The 16251-nt window shown below is 70.1% G+C and carries 18 protein-coding genes; 10 read left to right on the forward strand and 8 right to left on the reverse strand.

From position 1 onward, the window contains the following. Nucleotides 1–74: 74 nt before the first annotated feature. Together ABZW60_RS24960 and ABZW60_RS24965 are read right to left on the reverse strand one after the other, a co-directional pair. Nucleotides 75–260 carry a DUF5703 family protein gene (locus ABZW60_RS24960; RefSeq protein WP_355480619.1) on the reverse strand — a complete coding sequence of 62 codons (186 nt, stop codon included), beginning with the start codon at nt 258–260 and terminating at the stop codon, nt 75–77. A gap of 22 nt (nt 261–282) precedes the next feature. Beyond that, nucleotides 283–1224, reverse strand: coding sequence for an aldo/keto reductase (locus ABZW60_RS24965; protein ID WP_355480620.1), 942 nt, complete (start codon nt 1222–1224; stop codon nt 283–285). Between the two features lie 51 nt (nt 1225–1275). Here ABZW60_RS24965 and ABZW60_RS24970 point away from each other — a divergent pair, with 51 nt between their 5' ends. Together ABZW60_RS24970 and ABZW60_RS24975 are read left to right on the forward strand one after the other, a co-directional pair. After that, nucleotides 1276–2337, forward strand: a complete 1062-nt coding sequence (locus ABZW60_RS24970) for an LLM class F420-dependent oxidoreductase (protein WP_355480622.1) — start codon at nt 1276–1278, stop codon at nt 2335–2337. Then, nucleotides 2337–3164, forward strand: coding sequence for an undecaprenyl-diphosphate phosphatase (locus tag ABZW60_RS24975; RefSeq protein ID WP_355480624.1), 828 nt, complete (start codon nt 2337–2339; stop codon nt 3162–3164). The genes ABZW60_RS24970 and ABZW60_RS24975 overlap by 1 nt, the downstream gene beginning before the upstream one ends. 261 nt (nt 3165–3425) lie before the next feature. Here ABZW60_RS24975 and corA read toward each other — a convergent pair whose 3' ends face one another. Continuing rightward, nucleotides 3426–4406: a magnesium/cobalt transporter CorA gene (gene corA, locus ABZW60_RS24980; RefSeq protein ID WP_355480626.1), complete on the reverse strand. Its 981-nt coding sequence runs from the start codon at nt 4404–4406 to the stop codon at nt 3426–3428. A 49-nt stretch (nt 4407–4455) separates the two neighbouring features. On the opposite strand from corA, the gene ABZW60_RS24985 reads away from it, so the two are divergent. From ABZW60_RS24985 to ABZW60_RS24995, 3 genes are read left to right on the forward strand one after another with little or no spacing between them, the layout of a single operon-like run. Further along, nucleotides 4456–5151 (forward strand): histidine phosphatase family protein, encoded by a 696-nt coding sequence (locus ABZW60_RS24985; protein ID WP_355480628.1) that lies wholly within the window; start codon nt 4456–4458, stop codon nt 5149–5151. Nucleotides 5152–5164: 13 nt separating this feature from the next. Next, nucleotides 5165–5740, forward strand: coding sequence for a DUF3090 domain-containing protein (locus ABZW60_RS24990; protein ID WP_355480630.1), 576 nt, complete (start codon nt 5165–5167; stop codon nt 5738–5740). After that, entirely contained in the window at nt 5737–6531 is a 795-nt protein-coding gene (locus ABZW60_RS24995) for an SCO1664 family protein (RefSeq protein WP_355480632.1), read from the forward strand. The genes ABZW60_RS24990 and ABZW60_RS24995 overlap by 4 nt, the downstream gene beginning before the upstream one ends. Here ABZW60_RS24995 and ABZW60_RS25000 read toward each other — a convergent pair. After that, nucleotides 6528–7232 carry a DUF6882 domain-containing protein gene (locus tag ABZW60_RS25000; protein WP_355480633.1) on the reverse strand — a complete coding sequence of 235 codons (705 nt, stop codon included), beginning with the start codon at nt 7230–7232 and terminating at the stop codon, nt 6528–6530. The two genes, ABZW60_RS24995 and ABZW60_RS25000, sit on opposite strands and share 4 nt — an antisense overlap. Nucleotides 7233–7335: 103 nt before the next feature. Between ABZW60_RS25000 and mshC the strand changes: the two genes are divergently transcribed. Then, complete coding sequence (gene mshC / locus ABZW60_RS25005; RefSeq protein ID WP_355480634.1) at nt 7336–8556, forward strand: cysteine--1-D-myo-inosityl 2-amino-2-deoxy-alpha-D-glucopyranoside ligase; 1221 nt, start codon at nt 7336–7338, stop codon at nt 8554–8556. Nucleotides 8557–8621: 65 nt separating this feature from the next. On the opposite strand, the gene ABZW60_RS25010 is transcribed toward mshC, so the two are convergent. The 3 genes from ABZW60_RS25010 to ABZW60_RS25020 form a co-directional block, all read right to left on the reverse strand. Next, nucleotides 8622–9527: a hypothetical protein gene (locus tag ABZW60_RS25010; protein WP_355480636.1), complete on the reverse strand. Its 906-nt coding sequence runs from the start codon at nt 9525–9527 to the stop codon at nt 8622–8624. Nucleotides 9528–9536: 9 nt separating this feature from the next. Next, on the reverse strand, nt 9537–10310 hold the full coding sequence (locus ABZW60_RS25015) for a L,D-transpeptidase (protein WP_355480638.1): 774 nt from the start codon (nt 10308–10310) through the stop codon (nt 9537–9539). 99 nt (nt 10311–10409) lie between these two features. Further along, complete coding sequence (locus ABZW60_RS25020) at nt 10410–11249, reverse strand: polysaccharide deacetylase family protein (protein WP_355480640.1); 840 nt, start codon at nt 11247–11249, stop codon at nt 10410–10412. Nucleotides 11250–11303: 54 nt separating this feature from the next. Between ABZW60_RS25020 and ABZW60_RS25025 the strand changes: the two genes are divergently transcribed. After that, a complete protein-coding gene (locus ABZW60_RS25025; protein ID WP_355480642.1) occupies nt 11304–11666 on the forward strand; it encodes a MerR family transcriptional regulator in 363 nt (120 codons plus the stop codon). 16 nt (nt 11667–11682) lie between these two features. Here the strand turns inward: ABZW60_RS25025 and ABZW60_RS25030 are convergent, their stop codons facing one another. Then, nucleotides 11683–12531 (reverse strand): PAC2 family protein, encoded by an 849-nt coding sequence (locus ABZW60_RS25030; protein WP_355480643.1) that lies wholly within the window; start codon nt 12529–12531, stop codon nt 11683–11685. Between the two features lie 178 nt (nt 12532–12709). On the opposite strand from ABZW60_RS25030, the gene ABZW60_RS25035 reads away from it, so the two are divergent. From ABZW60_RS25035 to ABZW60_RS25045, 3 genes are all read left to right on the forward strand, one after another. Continuing rightward, nucleotides 12710–13363, forward strand: coding sequence for an HAD family phosphatase (locus tag ABZW60_RS25035; protein WP_355480645.1), 654 nt, complete (start codon nt 12710–12712; stop codon nt 13361–13363). 70 nt (nt 13364–13433) lie between these two features. Beyond that, nucleotides 13434–14999, forward strand: coding sequence for an ABC transporter substrate-binding protein (locus ABZW60_RS25040; RefSeq protein ID WP_355480647.1), 1566 nt, complete (start codon nt 13434–13436; stop codon nt 14997–14999). Nucleotides 15000–15226: 227 nt separating this feature from the next. After that, a complete protein-coding gene (locus ABZW60_RS25045; protein ID WP_355480648.1) occupies nt 15227–16219 on the forward strand; it encodes an ABC transporter permease in 993 nt (330 codons plus the stop codon). The last annotated feature ends 32 nt before the right edge of the window (nt 16220–16251 follow it).

Genomic DNA, 16251 nt, shown 5'->3' on the forward strand with positions numbered 1-16251 from the left:
CCGAGAATACCTCTGTCGCAGAGATATTGCGCCGGGAGAACGGCCCGGACTTTCCGGGCCGATCAGAGGGCCGGTCAGAGGGTCCGGATCACGCGGATGATGCGGCGGCGCAGCCAGACCCGCCGGGATCCGTCCGGGTAGCGACGGAGCCTGGCCAGCTCCCACCCGCCGTATTCCGCGTGCTCGGTGAGCAGCTTGCGCACCGCGCCACGGGACTCCGTCCTGGACACCTCGAACTGCTGCAGTTCGTACTCGGCCATCCGCACCTCCAACTACCCACGCTCAGGAAACGTCCTCCAGTGCCGCGACGATGGCGGGCGGCAATGTGAGCTCCTCCACACCCAGAACCGACTTCAGTTGTAACGCTGTCCGGGCCCCGACGATCGCCGCCGACACCCCCGGCCGGTCCCGCACCCAGGTCAGCGCCACCTCGAGCGGGGTCCAGCCGAGCCCGTCGGCGGCTCGTGCGACCGCTTCCACGATGCCCGAAGCCCGCGCGTCGAGATAGGGGTCGACGAATCTGGACAGATGCTGAGACGCCGCCCGGGAGTCCGCCGGGATGCCGGTCCGGTACTTCCCGGTCAGGACACCCCGGCCGAGCGGCGACCAGGCCAGCACGCCGATCCCGAGGCCGGCGGCGGCGCGCAGGGCGTCCACCTCGGCGTCCCGGGCGAGCAGCGAGTACTCGACCTGGTTGCTGACCGGCACCGCGCGGCCCGGCCAGGCCTGCTGCCAGGTGACCGCCCGGGCCGACTTCCAGCCGGCGTAGTTCGAAACGCCGACGTAGCGCACCTTGCCGGAGCTGACCGCGTGGTCGAGCGCGGACAGCGTCTCCTCCAGCGGCACGTCGTCGGACCAGGTGTGCAGCTGCCAGAGGTCGATGTGGTCGACCTTCATCCGGCGCAGCGAGCCCTCCAGATCGCGCAGCAGCGCGCCGCGGGAGGTGTCGGTGATCCGCTCGCCCCGGCGGACGCTGAACCCGGCCTTGGTCGCGATCACCAGGTCGTCACGGTCCACCACGTCTCCGAGCAGCGACCCGATCAGTAGCTCGCTGTCGCCGTCGCCGTACGCCGCGGCGGTGTCGATCAGCGTGCCGCCCGCGGACACGAACGCGGCGAGTTGCTCGCGCGCCTCGTGCTCGTCGGTGTCGCGGCCCCACGACATGGTGCCCAGGCCGAGCCTGCTCACCGCCAGGCCACTGTGACCGAGATAGCGCTGTTGCATGGACCGAGCCTATTGCGGCCCACCGACAACGGCTCGCTAGGCTCGCCAGTCATGCGACTCGGACTGAACATCGGCTTCGTCTACGGCGGCGACGACCATCTGGATCACCTGAGGCTGGTGAAGGAGGCCGAGGCGCTCGGTTTCGCGGTCACCTGGGCCGCGGAGGCGTACGGCTCGGACGCCGCCACGCTGCTCAGCTGGATCGCCGCGCAGACCACCACGATCGACGTCGGCGCGGCCGTGTTCCAGATCCCGGCCCGGACGCCGGCGATGACCGCGATGACCGCGGCCACCCTCGACCGGCTGTCGAACGGCCGGTTCCGGCTCGGTCTCGGCGTGTCCGGGCCGCAGGTGTCGGAGGGCTGGCACGGGGTGCGGTTCTCTCAGCCTCTGCTCAGGACCCGTGAGTACGTTGACATCGTGAACGCGGCCCTGCGACGCGAGACGGTGGCGTACGAGGGGAAGTACTTCACCCTGCCGCTGCCCGACGGACCGGGCAAGGCGCTGAAACTGACCGTGCGGCCGATCCGCGACCACGTGCCGGTGTACCTGGCCGCGGTCGGCCCGAAGAACCTCGAGCTGGCCGGCGAGATCGCCGACGGCTGGCTCGGGATCCTCAACGACCCAGGCTTCCTTGGAGAGCAGTTGGCGCACATCAGGACGGGCCGCGCGGTCCGTCAGAACCGTCAGGCGGACCTCGACGGCTTCGACGTCGTGGTCACCACCCCGTTGATGTCCGGGGACGACATCCAGGCGGCGGCCGACCCGGTCCGCGGCTACGCCGCGCTGTACATCGGCGGCATGGGCAGCCGGGAGAAGAACTTCTACAACGCGCTCGCCGTCCGGATGGGGTACGCGGACGAGGCGAAACAGATCCAGGACCTGTACCTGGCCAAGAAGCACCGCGAGGCGATGGCCGCCGTACCGTTCGGCTTCCTCGACTCGATCTCGCTGCTCGGCGGCAAGGAGCGGATGGCGGAGAAGCTCGCGGCGTACGCCGAGGCGGGGGCGACGACCGTCGCGCTGACGCCGTTCGCGCCGACCGTCGAGCAGCGGATCGCCGACCTGCGCACCGCCGCCGAGGCGCTGGAACTGTCCGGAGCCGGCCACTGATGACGATCTTCGACGCCATCATCCTCGGCATCGTCGAGGGACTGACCGAATTCCTGCCGGTCTCCAGCACCGGGCACCTGACGATCGTGTCGAAGATGCTCGGGCTGCCGATCGACGACCCCTCGATCACCGGGTTCACCGCGGTGATCCAGATCGGCGCGATCGCGGCCGTGGTGCTCTACTTCTGGAAGGACATCCGGCGGATCGCGGTCGCCTGGGTCCGCGGCCTGCTCAAGCCCGAGCACCGCGGCGAGTTCGACCACCGGATGGGCTGGTACGTGATCGTCGGCTCGATGCCGATCGTGATCGTCGGCTTCCTGGCCCGCGACATCATCTCCGGCCCGCTGCGCAGCCTGTGGTGGGTCGCGGCGGCGCTGATCGGCTGGGCGGTGGTCATGGTCGCGGCCGAGCGCCTGGGCTCGAAGTCGCGCCCGCTGACCCGGATCACGCTGGTCGACGCGCTGGTGATGGGCATCGTGCAGTGTCTGGCGCTGATCCCCGGTGTGTCGCGCTCCGGCGCGACGATGTCGGCCGGCCTGTTCCGTGGCCTGGACCGGGTCGCCGCCACCCGGATCGCGTTCCTGCTCGGCATCCCGGCGCTCGTCGGCGCCGGCGTCTACGAGCTCAAGGACGCCCTCGCCGGCGACGTCGGCGCCGTACCACTGATCGTCGGCACGATCGTCAGCTTCGTCGTCGCGTACGCGTCCGTCGCCTGGCTGCTCCGCTTCGTCGCGAAACACTCGATCGAGGTCTTCGCGTTCTACCGGGTCCTGCTCGGCCTCGTCCTGATCATCCTCCTGGCCACCAGCACGATCACCGCGACGTGATGCGCGCGGTTGCCGGGCGGCGGAGCCGAACCCGCCGCCCGGCGACAGCGCGCGCTCTCGCGAGCTGACGGGCGGCAGTCGACCGCGCGGCAGCGCGTGCATGCGGCGGTAGCCGCAACACGGCGGCGGTAGCCGCAGAACGGCGGCGGTAGCCGGCAGGAGATGCACCGGCGGCAGCCGGGGGTGGGTGTGAGCGCGCGGAGCCGGCGCGTTGAGGAGCGCAGCGACGAAGTGAGCGCCGGCGGAGCACGCGGAGGGCTCTCAGAGCCAGCCGACTTTGCGGAAGAAGCGGTACATGGTGATGCAGACGGTGGCCATCAGGAGGAGGACGGCGTAGTAGCCGAAGTGCCAGCGGAGTTCGGGCATGTTGTCGAAGTTCATGCCGTAGATGCCGGCCAGCATCGTCGGTACCGCGGCGATCGCGACCCACGCGGAGATCTTGCGCATGTCGTCGTTCTGCTGGACCGAGACGCGGGCGAGGTGCGCGTTGAGGGCGGAGGTGAGCAGGGTGTCGATCGCCTCGGCCTGGTCGGAGACCCGGCTGAGGTGGTCGGCGACGTCGCGGAAGAACGGGCCGGCCTTCGGCGCCAGCCCGCCGCCGCCGTGCGCGAACTGCTCCATCGGCTCCCGCAGCGGGTCGATCGCGCGGCGCATCTCGAGCACCTCGCGCTTCAGCCGGTAGATCCGCTCCGCGTCGCTGGTGCGCTCGGGGGAGAACACCGAGGACTCGATCTCGTCGACGTCGATCTCGACCTGCTCGGCGACCCGCTCGTAGTCGTCGACGATCGCGTCCGAGATCGCCCACAGCACCGCGGCCGGGCCGTGCCCCAGCATCGAGGCGCGTTCCTCGAGCTGGTGCCGGGTGGTGGCGAGCTCGCCGCCTTCCCCGTGCCGCACGGTCACGACATACCGCGGCCCGACGAAGGCGGTCACCTGGCCGGTCTCGACCGCGTCGCCCTCGTCGACGTACCAGAGGGTCCGCAGGACGACGAGCAGCGTGTCGCCGAACCGCTCGACCTTGGGGCGCTGGTGCAGCTGCAGCGCGTCCTCGATGGCGAGATCGTGCAGGCCGAACAGCCGCTGCACCCGCGCCATCTCCGCGTCCGACGGCTCGTGCAGCCCGATCCAGCCGAAGCTGGCGGCGCCGCCGTCGGTGTCCTTGATGGCGTCGGCAACGGTCTCGGGATCCTTGGGCAGGTCCTGCCGTTCGCCCTCGGCGTACACCCCGCAGTCCACGATCACGTCACCATCATGGCACCACGACTTGTGCGGACGGGATAACGTGCAGTCCATGCCCACCGTGATCCTGGTTCGCCACGGTCGTAGCTCCGCGAACACCTCCGGCACGCTGGCGGGCCGCACGCCCGGCGTGAAGCTGGACGACACCGGCGTCCAGCAGGCCGCGGCGGTCGCGCAGCGCCTCGCCGAGCTGCCACTGGCCGCGATCGTCACCTCCCCGCTCGAGCGCTGCAAGCAGACCGCGGCCGCGATCGCGAAGCAGCACGACGGGTTGCGTCCGGCAACGGATCGCCGGCTGACCGAGTGCGGGTACGGCGACTGGACCGGGCAGAAGATCGCGACCCTGGCCAAGGACCCGCTCTGGGCGGTCGTGCAGCAGCACCCGTCCGCGGTCACGTTCCCGGGCGGCGAGTCGATGCGGGCGATGCAGCAGCGCGCGGTCGACGCCGTCCGCGCGCACGACGCGGAGGTCGCGAAAAGCCACGGCGACAACGCGATCTGGGTCGCGGTCTCGCACGGCGACGTGATCAAGGCGATCGTCGCGGACGCTCTCGGTCAGCACCTGGACACGTTCCAGCGGATCGTCGTGGACACCGCGTCGACGACGATCATCACCTACACCAAGACCCGCCCGTTCCTGGTCCGGCTGAACGACTCGGGCAGCGAACTGGCCTCGCTGGTCCCTAAGCCGACAGCGAAAGGCAAGCCCAAGAAGCAGTCCTCGGACGCGGTCGTCGGCGGACGGTAATAGGGTCATAGGTATGGCGCGAGTTGTGCACTCCTACGACGACCCCGAGCGGTTCGTCGCCGGCACCGTGGGGGAACCCGGTGCGAGGACGTTCTTCCTGCAGGCCCGGGCAGGGCACCGGCTCACCTCGGTGGCGTGCGAGAAGGAACAGGTGATGGCCCTCGCGGAGCGGCTGGACGTGATGCTGGACGAGGTCGCGCGGCGGTTCGACCGCGACCCGGTCACGCAGACCGCGGTCGACGACACCGCGCCGCTGGAGCAGCCGATCGAGGAGGAGTTCCGGGCCGGCACCATGACGCTGGCCTGGGAGGCCGACGCCGAGCGGGTCGTGATCGAGGTGTTCGCGGTCGTCACCGGCGAGCAGGCGGACCTGGAGGAGACCGACCCGGTCGCCGCGGCGATGGAGTCCGAGGACGCCGAGGTCTTCATCGTCCGGATCACCGAGGAGCAGGCCCGGGCGTTCGCCCGCCGCGCGGTCGCCCTGGTCGCGTCCGGGCGCCCGAGCTGCCCGTTCTGCGGCCGGCCGATCGACGCGGACGGCCACATCTGCCCACGAGCCAACGGCTACCGCAGGCACCTGCCGGAATGACGATCGATCCGGAGCTGCTCGCCCTGGGGGAGCTGTCGTTGCACGGCCGCCTGGTCGCGGCCTCGAACGGCACGTACCAGGGCTCGGTGAGCCTGGCCGGCGACACCGCCACGGTGGTCTACAAGCCGGTCGAGGGGGAGCGGCCGCTGTGGGACTTCCCCGACGGCACACTCGCCCAGCGCGAGTTCGCGGCGTACGTCGTGTCCGAGGCGCTCGGCTGGTCGATCGTGCCGCCGACCCTGCTGCGCGACGGGCCGCTCGGCGTGGGCATGGTGCAGCTGTGGATCGACGAGGCCGAGCTCGGCCCGGGGGACACCGAGCTGGTCGACATCGTGCCGCAGGGCCGCGTGCCCGCCGGCTGGGTCGGTGTGCTGGACGCGCTCGACGGCCGCCACAACCCGGTCACGCTCGTGCACGCCGACAACGACGCGTTGCGGCGGATGGCGGTGTTCGATGCCGTGGTCAACAATGCCGACCGCAAGGGCGGCCACGTGCTCAACCCGGGCGACGGCCGCGTGTTCGGCGTGGACCACGGCGTGACGTTCAACGCCGACGACAAGCTCCGTACGGTTCTGTGGGGCTGGGCGGGTGAGCCGATCCCGGCCGACCTGCTCGACGACGTCCGGCGGCTCGCGGATCAGCTGGCTGGTGGTCTGGGGCAACAATTGTGCGAGCTCGTCACCACGGTCGAGCTGACCGCGACCCGGGAACGCTGCTCGACGCTGCTCAAGACCGGGAGCTTCCCGTACCCGAGCGAGGACTGGCCCGCGATCCCCTGGCCGGCGTTCTAGCTCTGGGGTCGCGGCTGCACGCTGATGTTGCCGACCCGGCCGAGGTCGTCGAACTCGACCACGATCGGCCCGCCGTCGGGCGCCGTGCCGCGGATCGCGTCCGGGCCCTCGTCGTAGCGCAGGCCGAAGTGCTGCAGGTAGCCGCGGACGACCTGGCGGTGGTCGGCGGGGAAGACGCTGATCGCGGTCATCAGCAGCCGCGGCGTGGCGATCGCGTCGAAGCCGGCCAGCGGCAGCTGCTCGTCGGCGACGTGCAGGTACACGTGCCCGCGGCCCTCGTTGATCGCCGTCGACCAGACGCCGCGCCCGCCGAGCACCGAACCGGCGGCGATCGCCAGCGTGATCGCGGCCTGCGCCGGCTGCTCGAACCCGCCGAGGTCCGGGCTGTCGGTGGTGAACTCGGCGATCCCGTGCCGCTCGCCGAACTCGCGGATCGCGAGCGTCGGGGCGACCGCGGGCGCGTCCGGCCCGAACCCCGGGTTGGCCCAGCCCCACAGCCAGGTCCGGTCGAGCTCGGAGAAGCTTCCGAGTAGGGAGATCCCGCCCAGCACGCCGCGCTCGCTGCTGAGCGTCCGCGCGTCCAGATCGGCCTCCAGGGAGTCCGGTCCGACCACGTCGTTGAACAGGTCCTGCTGCTGGATCGCCGCGGCGGCGATCCAGCCGCCGTACGCCTGGAGCTCGGGACTGAAGTCTGCACTCATCGTTCGGCGAGATTAGCGGCCGCCGGGGTGCACGTCGCCGTCCGGACCACGGAATGGAACCGTGTCGCGTCATTGAAAATCGGACTGGCATAAGCTCCGACACATGCAGGCGTGGACGAAACCAGACATCCCGGTCGTGCCGGGCCCGGCCCGGCGGCTACGCCTCTACGACACCGCGTCGCGCGGCCTCGTCGAGGTCCCGCCCGGTGACGGCGGGCCCGCGCGGATGTACGTGTGCGGCATCACGCCGTACGACGCGACGCATATGGGCCATGCGGCGACGTACGTCACGTTCGACCTGATCAACCGCCTTTGGCGGGACGCCGGGTACGACGTCTCGTACACGCAGAACATCACCGACGTCGACGACCCGCTGCTGGAGCGCGCGACCGCGACCGGCGTCGAGTGGACCGACCTCGCGGCGCAGGAGATCCAACTGTTCCGCGACGACATGACAGCGCTGCGGGTGATCCCGCCGCAGCACTACATCGGCGTGGTCGAGTCGATCGACCTGGTCGCGAGCGCGGTCGAGGACCTGCGCCGCGCGGACGCGGTCTACCCCGTCGACGGCGACCTGTACTTCGCGGTGAAGGCGGACCCGGCGTTCGGGTCGGTGTCGAACTACGACCGCGAGACGATGCGCGAGCTGTTCGCGGAGCGCGGCGGCGACCCGGACCGCGAGGGCAAGCAGGATCCGCTGGACAGCCTGCTGTGGCGGCACGAGCGCCCGGGGGAGCCGGCCTGGGACTCCGCACTGGGGCGCGGCCGGCCGGGATGGCACGTCGAGTGCTCGGCGATCGCGCTGAAGTACCTCGGCATGTCGTTCGACGTCCAGGGCGGTGGGTCGGACCTGATCTTCCCGCACCACGAGATGTCGGCGAGCGGTGCGCAGGTCGCGACCGGTCAGCACCCGTTCGCCCGGGCGTACGTGCACCAGGCGATGGTCGGCCTGGACGGCGAGAAGATGTCGAAGTCCAAGGGCAACCTGGTGCTGGTGTCGAAGGAGCGGCTCGCGGGGGCGGACCCGATGGCGATCCGGCTCGCGCTGCTCACGCATCACTACCGCACGGACTGGTTCTGGACGGCGTCGGACCTGACCGATGCGCAGGCTCGGCTCGACGTGTGGCGTGGGGCTGTCGGGCGTGGTTCCGGGCCGGACGGCGCGGCCGCGGTCGACGCCGTACGGGCGGCTCTCACGAACGACCTGGACACGGTCGGTGCGCTGGCCGCCGTCGACGCCTGGGCGGAGAACGAAGGCGACGACCACGAGGCCCCCGCCCTGATCGCCCAGGCCTGCGACGCCTTGCTGGGCGTCAAGCTCTAGGCAAGAGTCTGGGGAGGATCCTGTGCCCGATTCGGCACGGGATCCTCCCCAGCTTGATGCTTCGGTCAGCCGGTGACCGGGTGGTGGGTCTTCACCGGGGTCGGGACCGGCGCCGCCGGCGGGGTGTCGACCTGGGCGGGAGCCTCGACCGGCGGGCTCGGCTTCGGGGTGGGCTTCGGCTTCGCGGCGGGCTTGGCGCAGGTGGCCGAGGCGAGGTTGATGACCTCGGTCCCGCCACCGAGGTCGATGCTCACCCCGGTGATCGTGAACGCGCCGTCGGAGTGCTTGCCCTGGCTGTTGACCTTGATGGTCGCGAGTGGAGCGGCCGGCAGCGTCGCGCCCTGCTTGGTGCTCGGCGCCTTGATGGTCTGGCCCAGCAGCGTCAGCGAGCCGATGTCGACGCCACCGGTGTCACCGGAGCACCAGACGTTCAGCGAGTCGATGCCGAGCAGCGACTTCGGCGGGTTCAGCAGTAGGTTGCACAGGTCCGGCAGGTTCTTCACCGGCAGGTCCTTGGTGCTCAGCTGCGGCAGCGGCAGGCCGAGATCGGGCAGTGCGATGTCCGGGATCGGCAGGTTGTCGGCGCCGGTCTTCGGCAGCGACGTGCACTGGTTCTTCAGCTCCGCCGGGATCGTCACCTGGCTGAGGATGTCCGGGCCGACGACGATGTCGAACAGCTCCACCGAGGCCGAGTCGTTGCCCGCGGTCGCCGTACCGGCCCGGACCGAGATCAGCGGGTTCTCCGGGAGCTCGAGCGCGGACGTCGTGTGCCGTTTGCCGTCCGGCGACTCGGCGTACGGCGTCTTCGGGATCGGCACCTGGCCTTCGGCGCTCACGGCGTACGCCGAGGACGGGCGGGCCGCCGCGTTGCCGACGGGGGCGCTCGCGACCAGGCTGAACGTCACGACGCCCGCCACGGCCGCGGCCGTCAGCACGGTCGGCGTCAGACGCCTCCTCAGTGGTCGTCGCATCGGATCTCCTTATTTGCTGTCGATCAGGACGAGCGTCCCGAGCGGAACCTTCTGCAGATGGGCCAGCGCGGTGCGCGGCACCCGGACGCAGCCGGCGCTGATGGCGGCCCCGAACACCTGCGGATCGGGCCAGCCGTGGATCGCGACCGTACCAGGTCCGCCACCGAACGTGTCCAAGGTGGGACTGTGCGCACCCAGCGGCAGCACGATCGGCGAGGCGGAGCGTTTGTGGTCGATGATCGAGCCGAGCAGGAACGTCCGGCCGGGCGGTGTCGGCGTCTTCTGCGCGCCGACCCCGGCCTTCCAGCTGCCGAGGCTCTTGTTGTTCAGGAACAGTTCGAGCTTCCGCGAGCTGGTGTGCACGCGGATCAGGTACGACGAGGTGGCCCGGTCGAGATCCTCGTCCCGGAGCCAGCCGGTGGACCGGTTCGGCTTGGAGGGGAGCAGGACGCGGACCCAGCCGTCGGTCTGCTCCACCACCGGCAGCCAGGTCGGCCCGAACTGGGTCGGCCCGATCTTGCCGAACGCGTCGGCGTCGGGGCCGCTGTAGAGCGCGGCCTCGGTCCGCGGGTGCACGACGAGCCCGGTGGTGCCGGCGTACGGCTCGCCGTCGAGCGGTGCGGTGGCGATCGTCGTCGCGGTGGTCGACGCGGTCAGGGTGGTGAGGTCGACGGGCGGGTGCTTCTCGTTGCCGAGGATGCCGACCGTGGCGACCACGCCGAGCAGCACGAGCACGGCGAGCGCGGGGATCGAGCTACCGCCCCGCTCGTCGCGCCTGCGCATGCGTTGCTCCCCGTGCTCACGGTGACGGCGGACCGTCACCCCCCAGTTGTCCGGTCGAGAATAAACCCGTTGGTAACAACGGTCCACACCCCGCCGCGGTTACGCCTCGGCGTAGTGCGCGGCGATGGCGTCGCTGGTGGTGATCCAGACGTCCGGCTGCGCGGCGATGTACTGCAGCGCCAGGTCCAGGTATTTCGCCCGGAACGGCTGCCCGATGACGAACGGGTGCAGCGCGAGAGCCATCACCCGCCCGGTGTCCGCGGAGTCGTCGCGCAGGACGTCGTACTGGTCCTTCACCATCTGCAGGAAGTCCGGGCCGCTGAGGCCGCGCAGGAACAGGCCGAGGTCGTTGAGCTCGACGGTGTACGGGACGCTCAGCATGCCGGGCACGTTGAGGCGGTACGGCTGGTCGTCGTTGGTCCAGTCGAGCACGTACTGGTAGCCGAGCTCCGACAGCAGTTGTGGCGTGTTGTGGGTCTCGGTCAGTCCGGGGCCCATCCAGCCTTTGGGGCGCTGACCGGTGGCGGCCTCGATGGTGCCGGTGATCTCGGTGAGGACGCGCCGTTCCTCGTCGGGCTCGTACCCGGTGTGCAGGACCGAGTTGGTCCGGCCGTGGGCGAGCCAGGCCCAGTCCCGCTCGACGCCGGCCTTGACGATCTGCGGGTTGTGCTCGGCGACGTCGGAGTTGAGCAGCGCGCTCGCGCGGACGCCGTGCCGGTCGAGGATGTCGATGGTGCGCCAGATCCCGACCCGGGCGCCGTACTCGCGCCAGCCGTGGTTCAGCGGATCGGGATCGAGGTCGAGCGGCCAGATGCTGGTCGACGGTTCGCCGGGCAGGAAGTGCTCGATGTTGAGGCCGACGTAGAACGCGACGCGCTTGCCGTCGGGCCAGGTCAGCGTGGGGCGGGTGGGGAGCGGGCTGTAGTCGTAAAGGGTCATATCCGGACGGTAGAGTCTGACATCAGTGTCAGGTTCAAGTCCCGGAGGGTGACGGTGCGGATCGGGGAGCTGGCGGGACGGACCGGCGTGAGCGTGCGGTCGTTGCGGTACTACGAGGCGCAGGGGCTGCTCGTCTCGGAGCGGTCCACGGGCGGCCAGCGGGAGTACGCCGAGCGTGCCGTCGACCGGGTGATCCTGATCCAGGAGCTGTTCGCGGCCGGGCTGCACAGCAAGAAGATCGCGCAGCTGCTGCCGTGCATGCGGGACCCCGACGGCGGTCCGAACGAGCGGGCCACGCCGGAGCTGGTCGTCGAGCTGACCGCCGAGCGGGATCGCATCGACCGGATGATCGCCGACCTGGCCACGTCCCGGGCCGTGCTCGACGACGTGATCGCCACCGCGGCCCGGGAACTGTAGACCTACTACTCGCTCCCTACTCGCCCGGCCGGTTCTTGTTGCGGCGCTTCAGGTAGCGCTCGAACTCGGCGGCGATCGCCTCGCCGGTGGCCTCCGGGAGGTCGGCGGTGTCGCGCTGCTCCTCGAGGGAGTGGACGTACTCCGCGACCTCGGGGTCCTCCTCGCTGAGCTCGTCCGCGCCGCGCTGCCAGGCCCGCGCGAGCTCGGGCAGCTCGCCCTCGGGGATGGCGAGGTCGAGCAGCTCCTCGATCTTGCTGAGCAGCGCCAGCGACGCCTTCGGGCACGGCGTGCCGGCGATGTAGTGCGGGATCGCGGACCAGATGGACACCGCCGGCACGCCGAGGGTCGTGCACAGGTCGGCGAACACGCCGGTGATCCCGGTCGGGCCCTCGTACGTCGACGGCTCCAGGCTCCAGGCCGCGTTCAGCTCCTCGTCGGACGAGGTCGCCGAGACCGGGATCGGCCGGGTGTGCGGGGCGTCCGCGAGCAGGGCGCCGAGCACCACGACGAGCTGCGCGTTCGACTCGTCGACGATCTCCAGCAGCTCCCGGGAGAACGCCCGCCAGCGCATGTTCGGCTCGACGCCGCGGATCAGCAGCACGTCGCGGCCGGTGTCCTCCGGCCGGGCCAGGTAGATCCGCGTGGTCGGCCAGGTCAGCCGCCGGGCGCCGTCCTCGTCGAGGCCGACCCGGGGACGGTTCACCTGGTAGTCGTAGTAGTCCTCGGGGTCGATCGCCGTGACGAGCTCCGCGTCCCACTCGTCGATCAGGTGGTCGACCGCTCCGGTGGCCGCCTCGGCCGCGTCGTTCCAGCCCTCGAACGCGGCGATCACGACCGGGTCCCTCAGGTTCGCGAGGTCAACCACTCGCAGGCCCCCTGTCGTCTCTGTAGCCATTCGGACTCAATCGGACTGCCAGCCTACGTGCTCGGCCGTCGGTGTGTGCCCGGTTTCACCCCAGGCGGAACGTGTCGTGCCCGACCAGGGAGAATGGACTCCGACGCGATCGGTGCGGACGATCACAAGGACGACAGAGGAGCGGTAGTTGCCGGCCCTGCAAGCGGTGCTGTGGGACATGGACGGGACGTTGGTCGATTCCGAGAAGGTCTGGGCGGAGGTGCAGCTGGAGCTGCTCGCCCGGCTCGGGGCGACCTGGACGATCGAGGACTGCATGACCTTGATCGGGAGCGACCTGCGGGACGCCGTGCAGGTGTGGATGGCGCGGATCCCGGAAGGGGTGATCACCGCCGAGGAGCTGGCCGACCGGATGTTCTCGGAGGTGGTCGAGGCGCTTCGCAAGGAGGTCAGCTTCCAGCCGGGCGCGCTCGAGCTGCTGCAGGCGCTGCGCAAGGAAGAGGTGCCGTGCGCGCTGGTGTCGGCGTCGTACCGGAGCATGATCGACGCCGTCATGGGTCACCTGCCGCCGGACCCGTTCGACGTGATCGTCGCGGGCGACGAGGTGACGCTCGGCAAGCCGCACCCGGAGCCGTACCTGACCGGCGCCGCCCGGCTCGGCGTGGACCCGGCGAACTGCGTCGTGATCGAGGACTCGCTGACCGGCACGCAGGCCGGGACGGCGGCCGGTATGTACGTCGTCGCCGTGCCGCAGTGGGTGACCATCCCGGACGCGCCGCGCCGGCTCGTGGTGAAGTCGCTGGAGCCGCTGACCCCGGACTCCTTGCGCGCTCTGCTCCGGTGACGAGCTACCGTCACCTGGTGCCCTCGGGGGCCGTTGTGGATGCAGGGGACGGGCTGGGGAAGGTGAGACGGTGAGCGAGTGGGTGCGCCGGGTGTCGGCGGCCGTGGCGGTTGGCGCCCTCGGGGTGTCGATGGCTGCCTGCGGTGAGCCGGACGACAACGCCCCGCACCCCGGGGAGCCGACGCCGAAGCTGATGCTGCTGCGGCTCGCGACCACCGACTCGATCGCGTCGCTGGACCCGGCCGGCCGGTACGACGTGGGCTCGCGGACCGTCCAGGCGAACCTGTACCAGACGCTGCTGACGATCCTGCCGGACAAGCCGACCCCGGTGCCGGACGCGGCGGACTGCCAGTTCGACTCGCCGACGACGTACACCTGCAGCCTGAAGGAGCACCTGACCTTCCCGAACGGGCACGAGCTGACGTCGTCGGACGTGAAGTTCAGCTTCGACCGGCTCGTCCGGCTGAAGACGCCCGGGGGAGCGGCCGCGCTGTTCTCCTCGGTGAAGTCGGTGAGTACGCCGGACGAGCTGACCGCGGTCTTCAACCTGACCAGCCCGGACGCCCGCCTGCCGTACCTGCTGACCACGACCGCGGCGTCGATCGTGGACGAGGAGACCTACCCGGCGAACAAGCTGCTCGACACCAAGGCGATGGGCAGCGGGCCGTACCAGCTGTCCGGCTACAAGCCGGGCACCGAGGTCACGCTGACGAAGTTCGCCGGCTACCGCGGTCCGCGCGCGGCGCAGAACGACGGCGTCACGATCAGCCTGCTGCAGGACTCGAACGCGCTCTACCAGGCGGTGACGACGGGGAAGGCGGATCTCGCGTTCCACGGCTTCGGCCCGAGCCTGCTGGACAAGCTCCGCAAGTCCGACCAGGTCCAGCTCGCCGAGAAGGGCTCGGCCGACATCCGGCTGTACGCGTTCCAGATGAAGTCGCTGCTGGCCCGCAAGCCGGTGGTCCGGCGGGCCGTCGCGCAGCTGATCGACCGCCCGGCGATCGCGAAGAAGGCGTACGGCGACCACGTGTCGCCGCTGTACTCGGTGGTGCCGCCCGGCTACGGCGGGCAGGCGGACGCGTTCAAGACGGAGTACAAGCAGCCGAGCAAGGCGGCGGCCGCGGCGATCCTCCGCGAGGCCAACATCGCCGCACCGGTGCCGCTGACGATCGGCTGGACCCCGTCGCAGTACGGCGTCGGTGCGAAGGCCGAGGTGCTCGAGCTGAAGCGTCAGCTCGAGGTGTCGGGGTTGTTCAAGGTGACGTTGCGCGGCGCGGAGTGGCCGCAGTACCAGCAGGCGACGAAGGCCGGGGCGTACGACCTGTACCAGGCCGGGTGGACCCCGGCGTACCCGGACGCCGACGACTACCTGGCGCCGTTCGTCACCGACGTGCCGTTCCAGAACGGCTACCGGTCCGCGGCGGCCACCAAGCTGCTGCAGCAGGAACGCACCGAGCAGAACGGTCTGCAACGCGACGACCTGATCGGTCAGCTACAAGGAGTGATCGCGCGGGAGGCGCCGGTGATCCCGAGCTGGCAGGGACGCGTCACGGTGGTCGCCGGCAAGGGCGTGGAGAACCTCACAACGGCTCTCGATCCGTTGTCGTTCCTGTATCTCTCCGGTCTCCGCAAGTGACACAAAAATGCCATGGCAGTAACGGTTCGCACGGTCCTGACGACCCTGGGTGCGACGCCGTGGTTTACTGCGGAAAGTCCACGATACGGGACGATTTCCTGACGATCACGATCGGGCAACGCAGCACTTTCCGCGTTTGACTCCGGGCTGTAATGGCGGCAGGTTAAGGCGGCAGCCATTCCGGATTTCGTTCCGGTTCATCCGAACCAGGCAGGGGAACTCATCGCGTGAGCACGCCACTCGAGGTCGAGCCGGGGTCATCTTCCGCGCAGCCGGAGGCCGTACTCGAAGGTGTCGGCAAGATCGAGGGCCGGTCGCTGTGGCAGATCTCCTGGATGCGCCTGAAGCGCGACAAGGTCGCGCTCGCCGGTGGCGCCATCGTGCTGCTACTGATCGTGGTCGGCATCTTCGCCCCGCTGATCTGCAAGCTGGTCGGCGTCACGCCGAACGACTTCCACCAGGACCTCGTGGACCCGTCGCTGCAGACGCCGATCGGCAAGCTCGGCGGCGTCAGCTGGGACCACCCGTTCGGGGTCGAGCCGGTGAACGGCCGCGACATCTTCGCGCGGATCGTCTATGGCGCCCGCATCTCGCTGCTGATCGCCTTCCTGGCGACCCTGGTGTCGGTGGTGATCGGCGTCGTGATGGGCATCGTCGCCGGCTACTTCGGCGGCTGGGTCGACGGCCTGATCAGCCGCTTGATGGACATCTTCCTGGCGTTCCCGCTGGTGCTGTTCGCGCTGGCGCTGGTCGGCGCCATCCCGGACCAGATGTTCGGGCTGAAAGGTGACTCACTGCGGGTCGCGCTGATCGTCTTCATCATCGGCTTCTTCAGTTGGCCGTACATCGGCCGGATTATCCGCGGCCAGACGCTGTCGCTGCGGGAACGGGAGTTCGTCGACGCGGCCCGCAGTCTCGGCGCCCGGCGTCCGTACATCCTGTTCACCGAACTGCTGCCGAACCTGATCGCGCCGATCCTGGTCTACGCGACGCTGCTGATCCCGACCAACGTGCTGTTCGAGGCCGGCCTGTCCTACCTGGGCGTCGGTGTCCGCCCGCCGACCGCGAGCTGGGGCGACATGCTGTCGACGGCGGCGAACTGGTACCAGGTCGACCCGATGTACATGATTCCGCCCGGCTTGGCGATCTTCGTCACCGTGCTGGCGTTCAACCTGTTCGGTGACGGATTGCGAGACGCGCTCGACCCGCGATCCCGGTAGGCGTTTCGCATCAACCAGGGAGCCTGGCTCTC

It is taken from the genome of Kribbella sp. NPDC003557 (genome assembly GCF_040610805.1).
Classification (GTDB): Bacteria; Actinomycetota; Actinomycetes; order Propionibacteriales; family Kribbellaceae; genus Kribbella.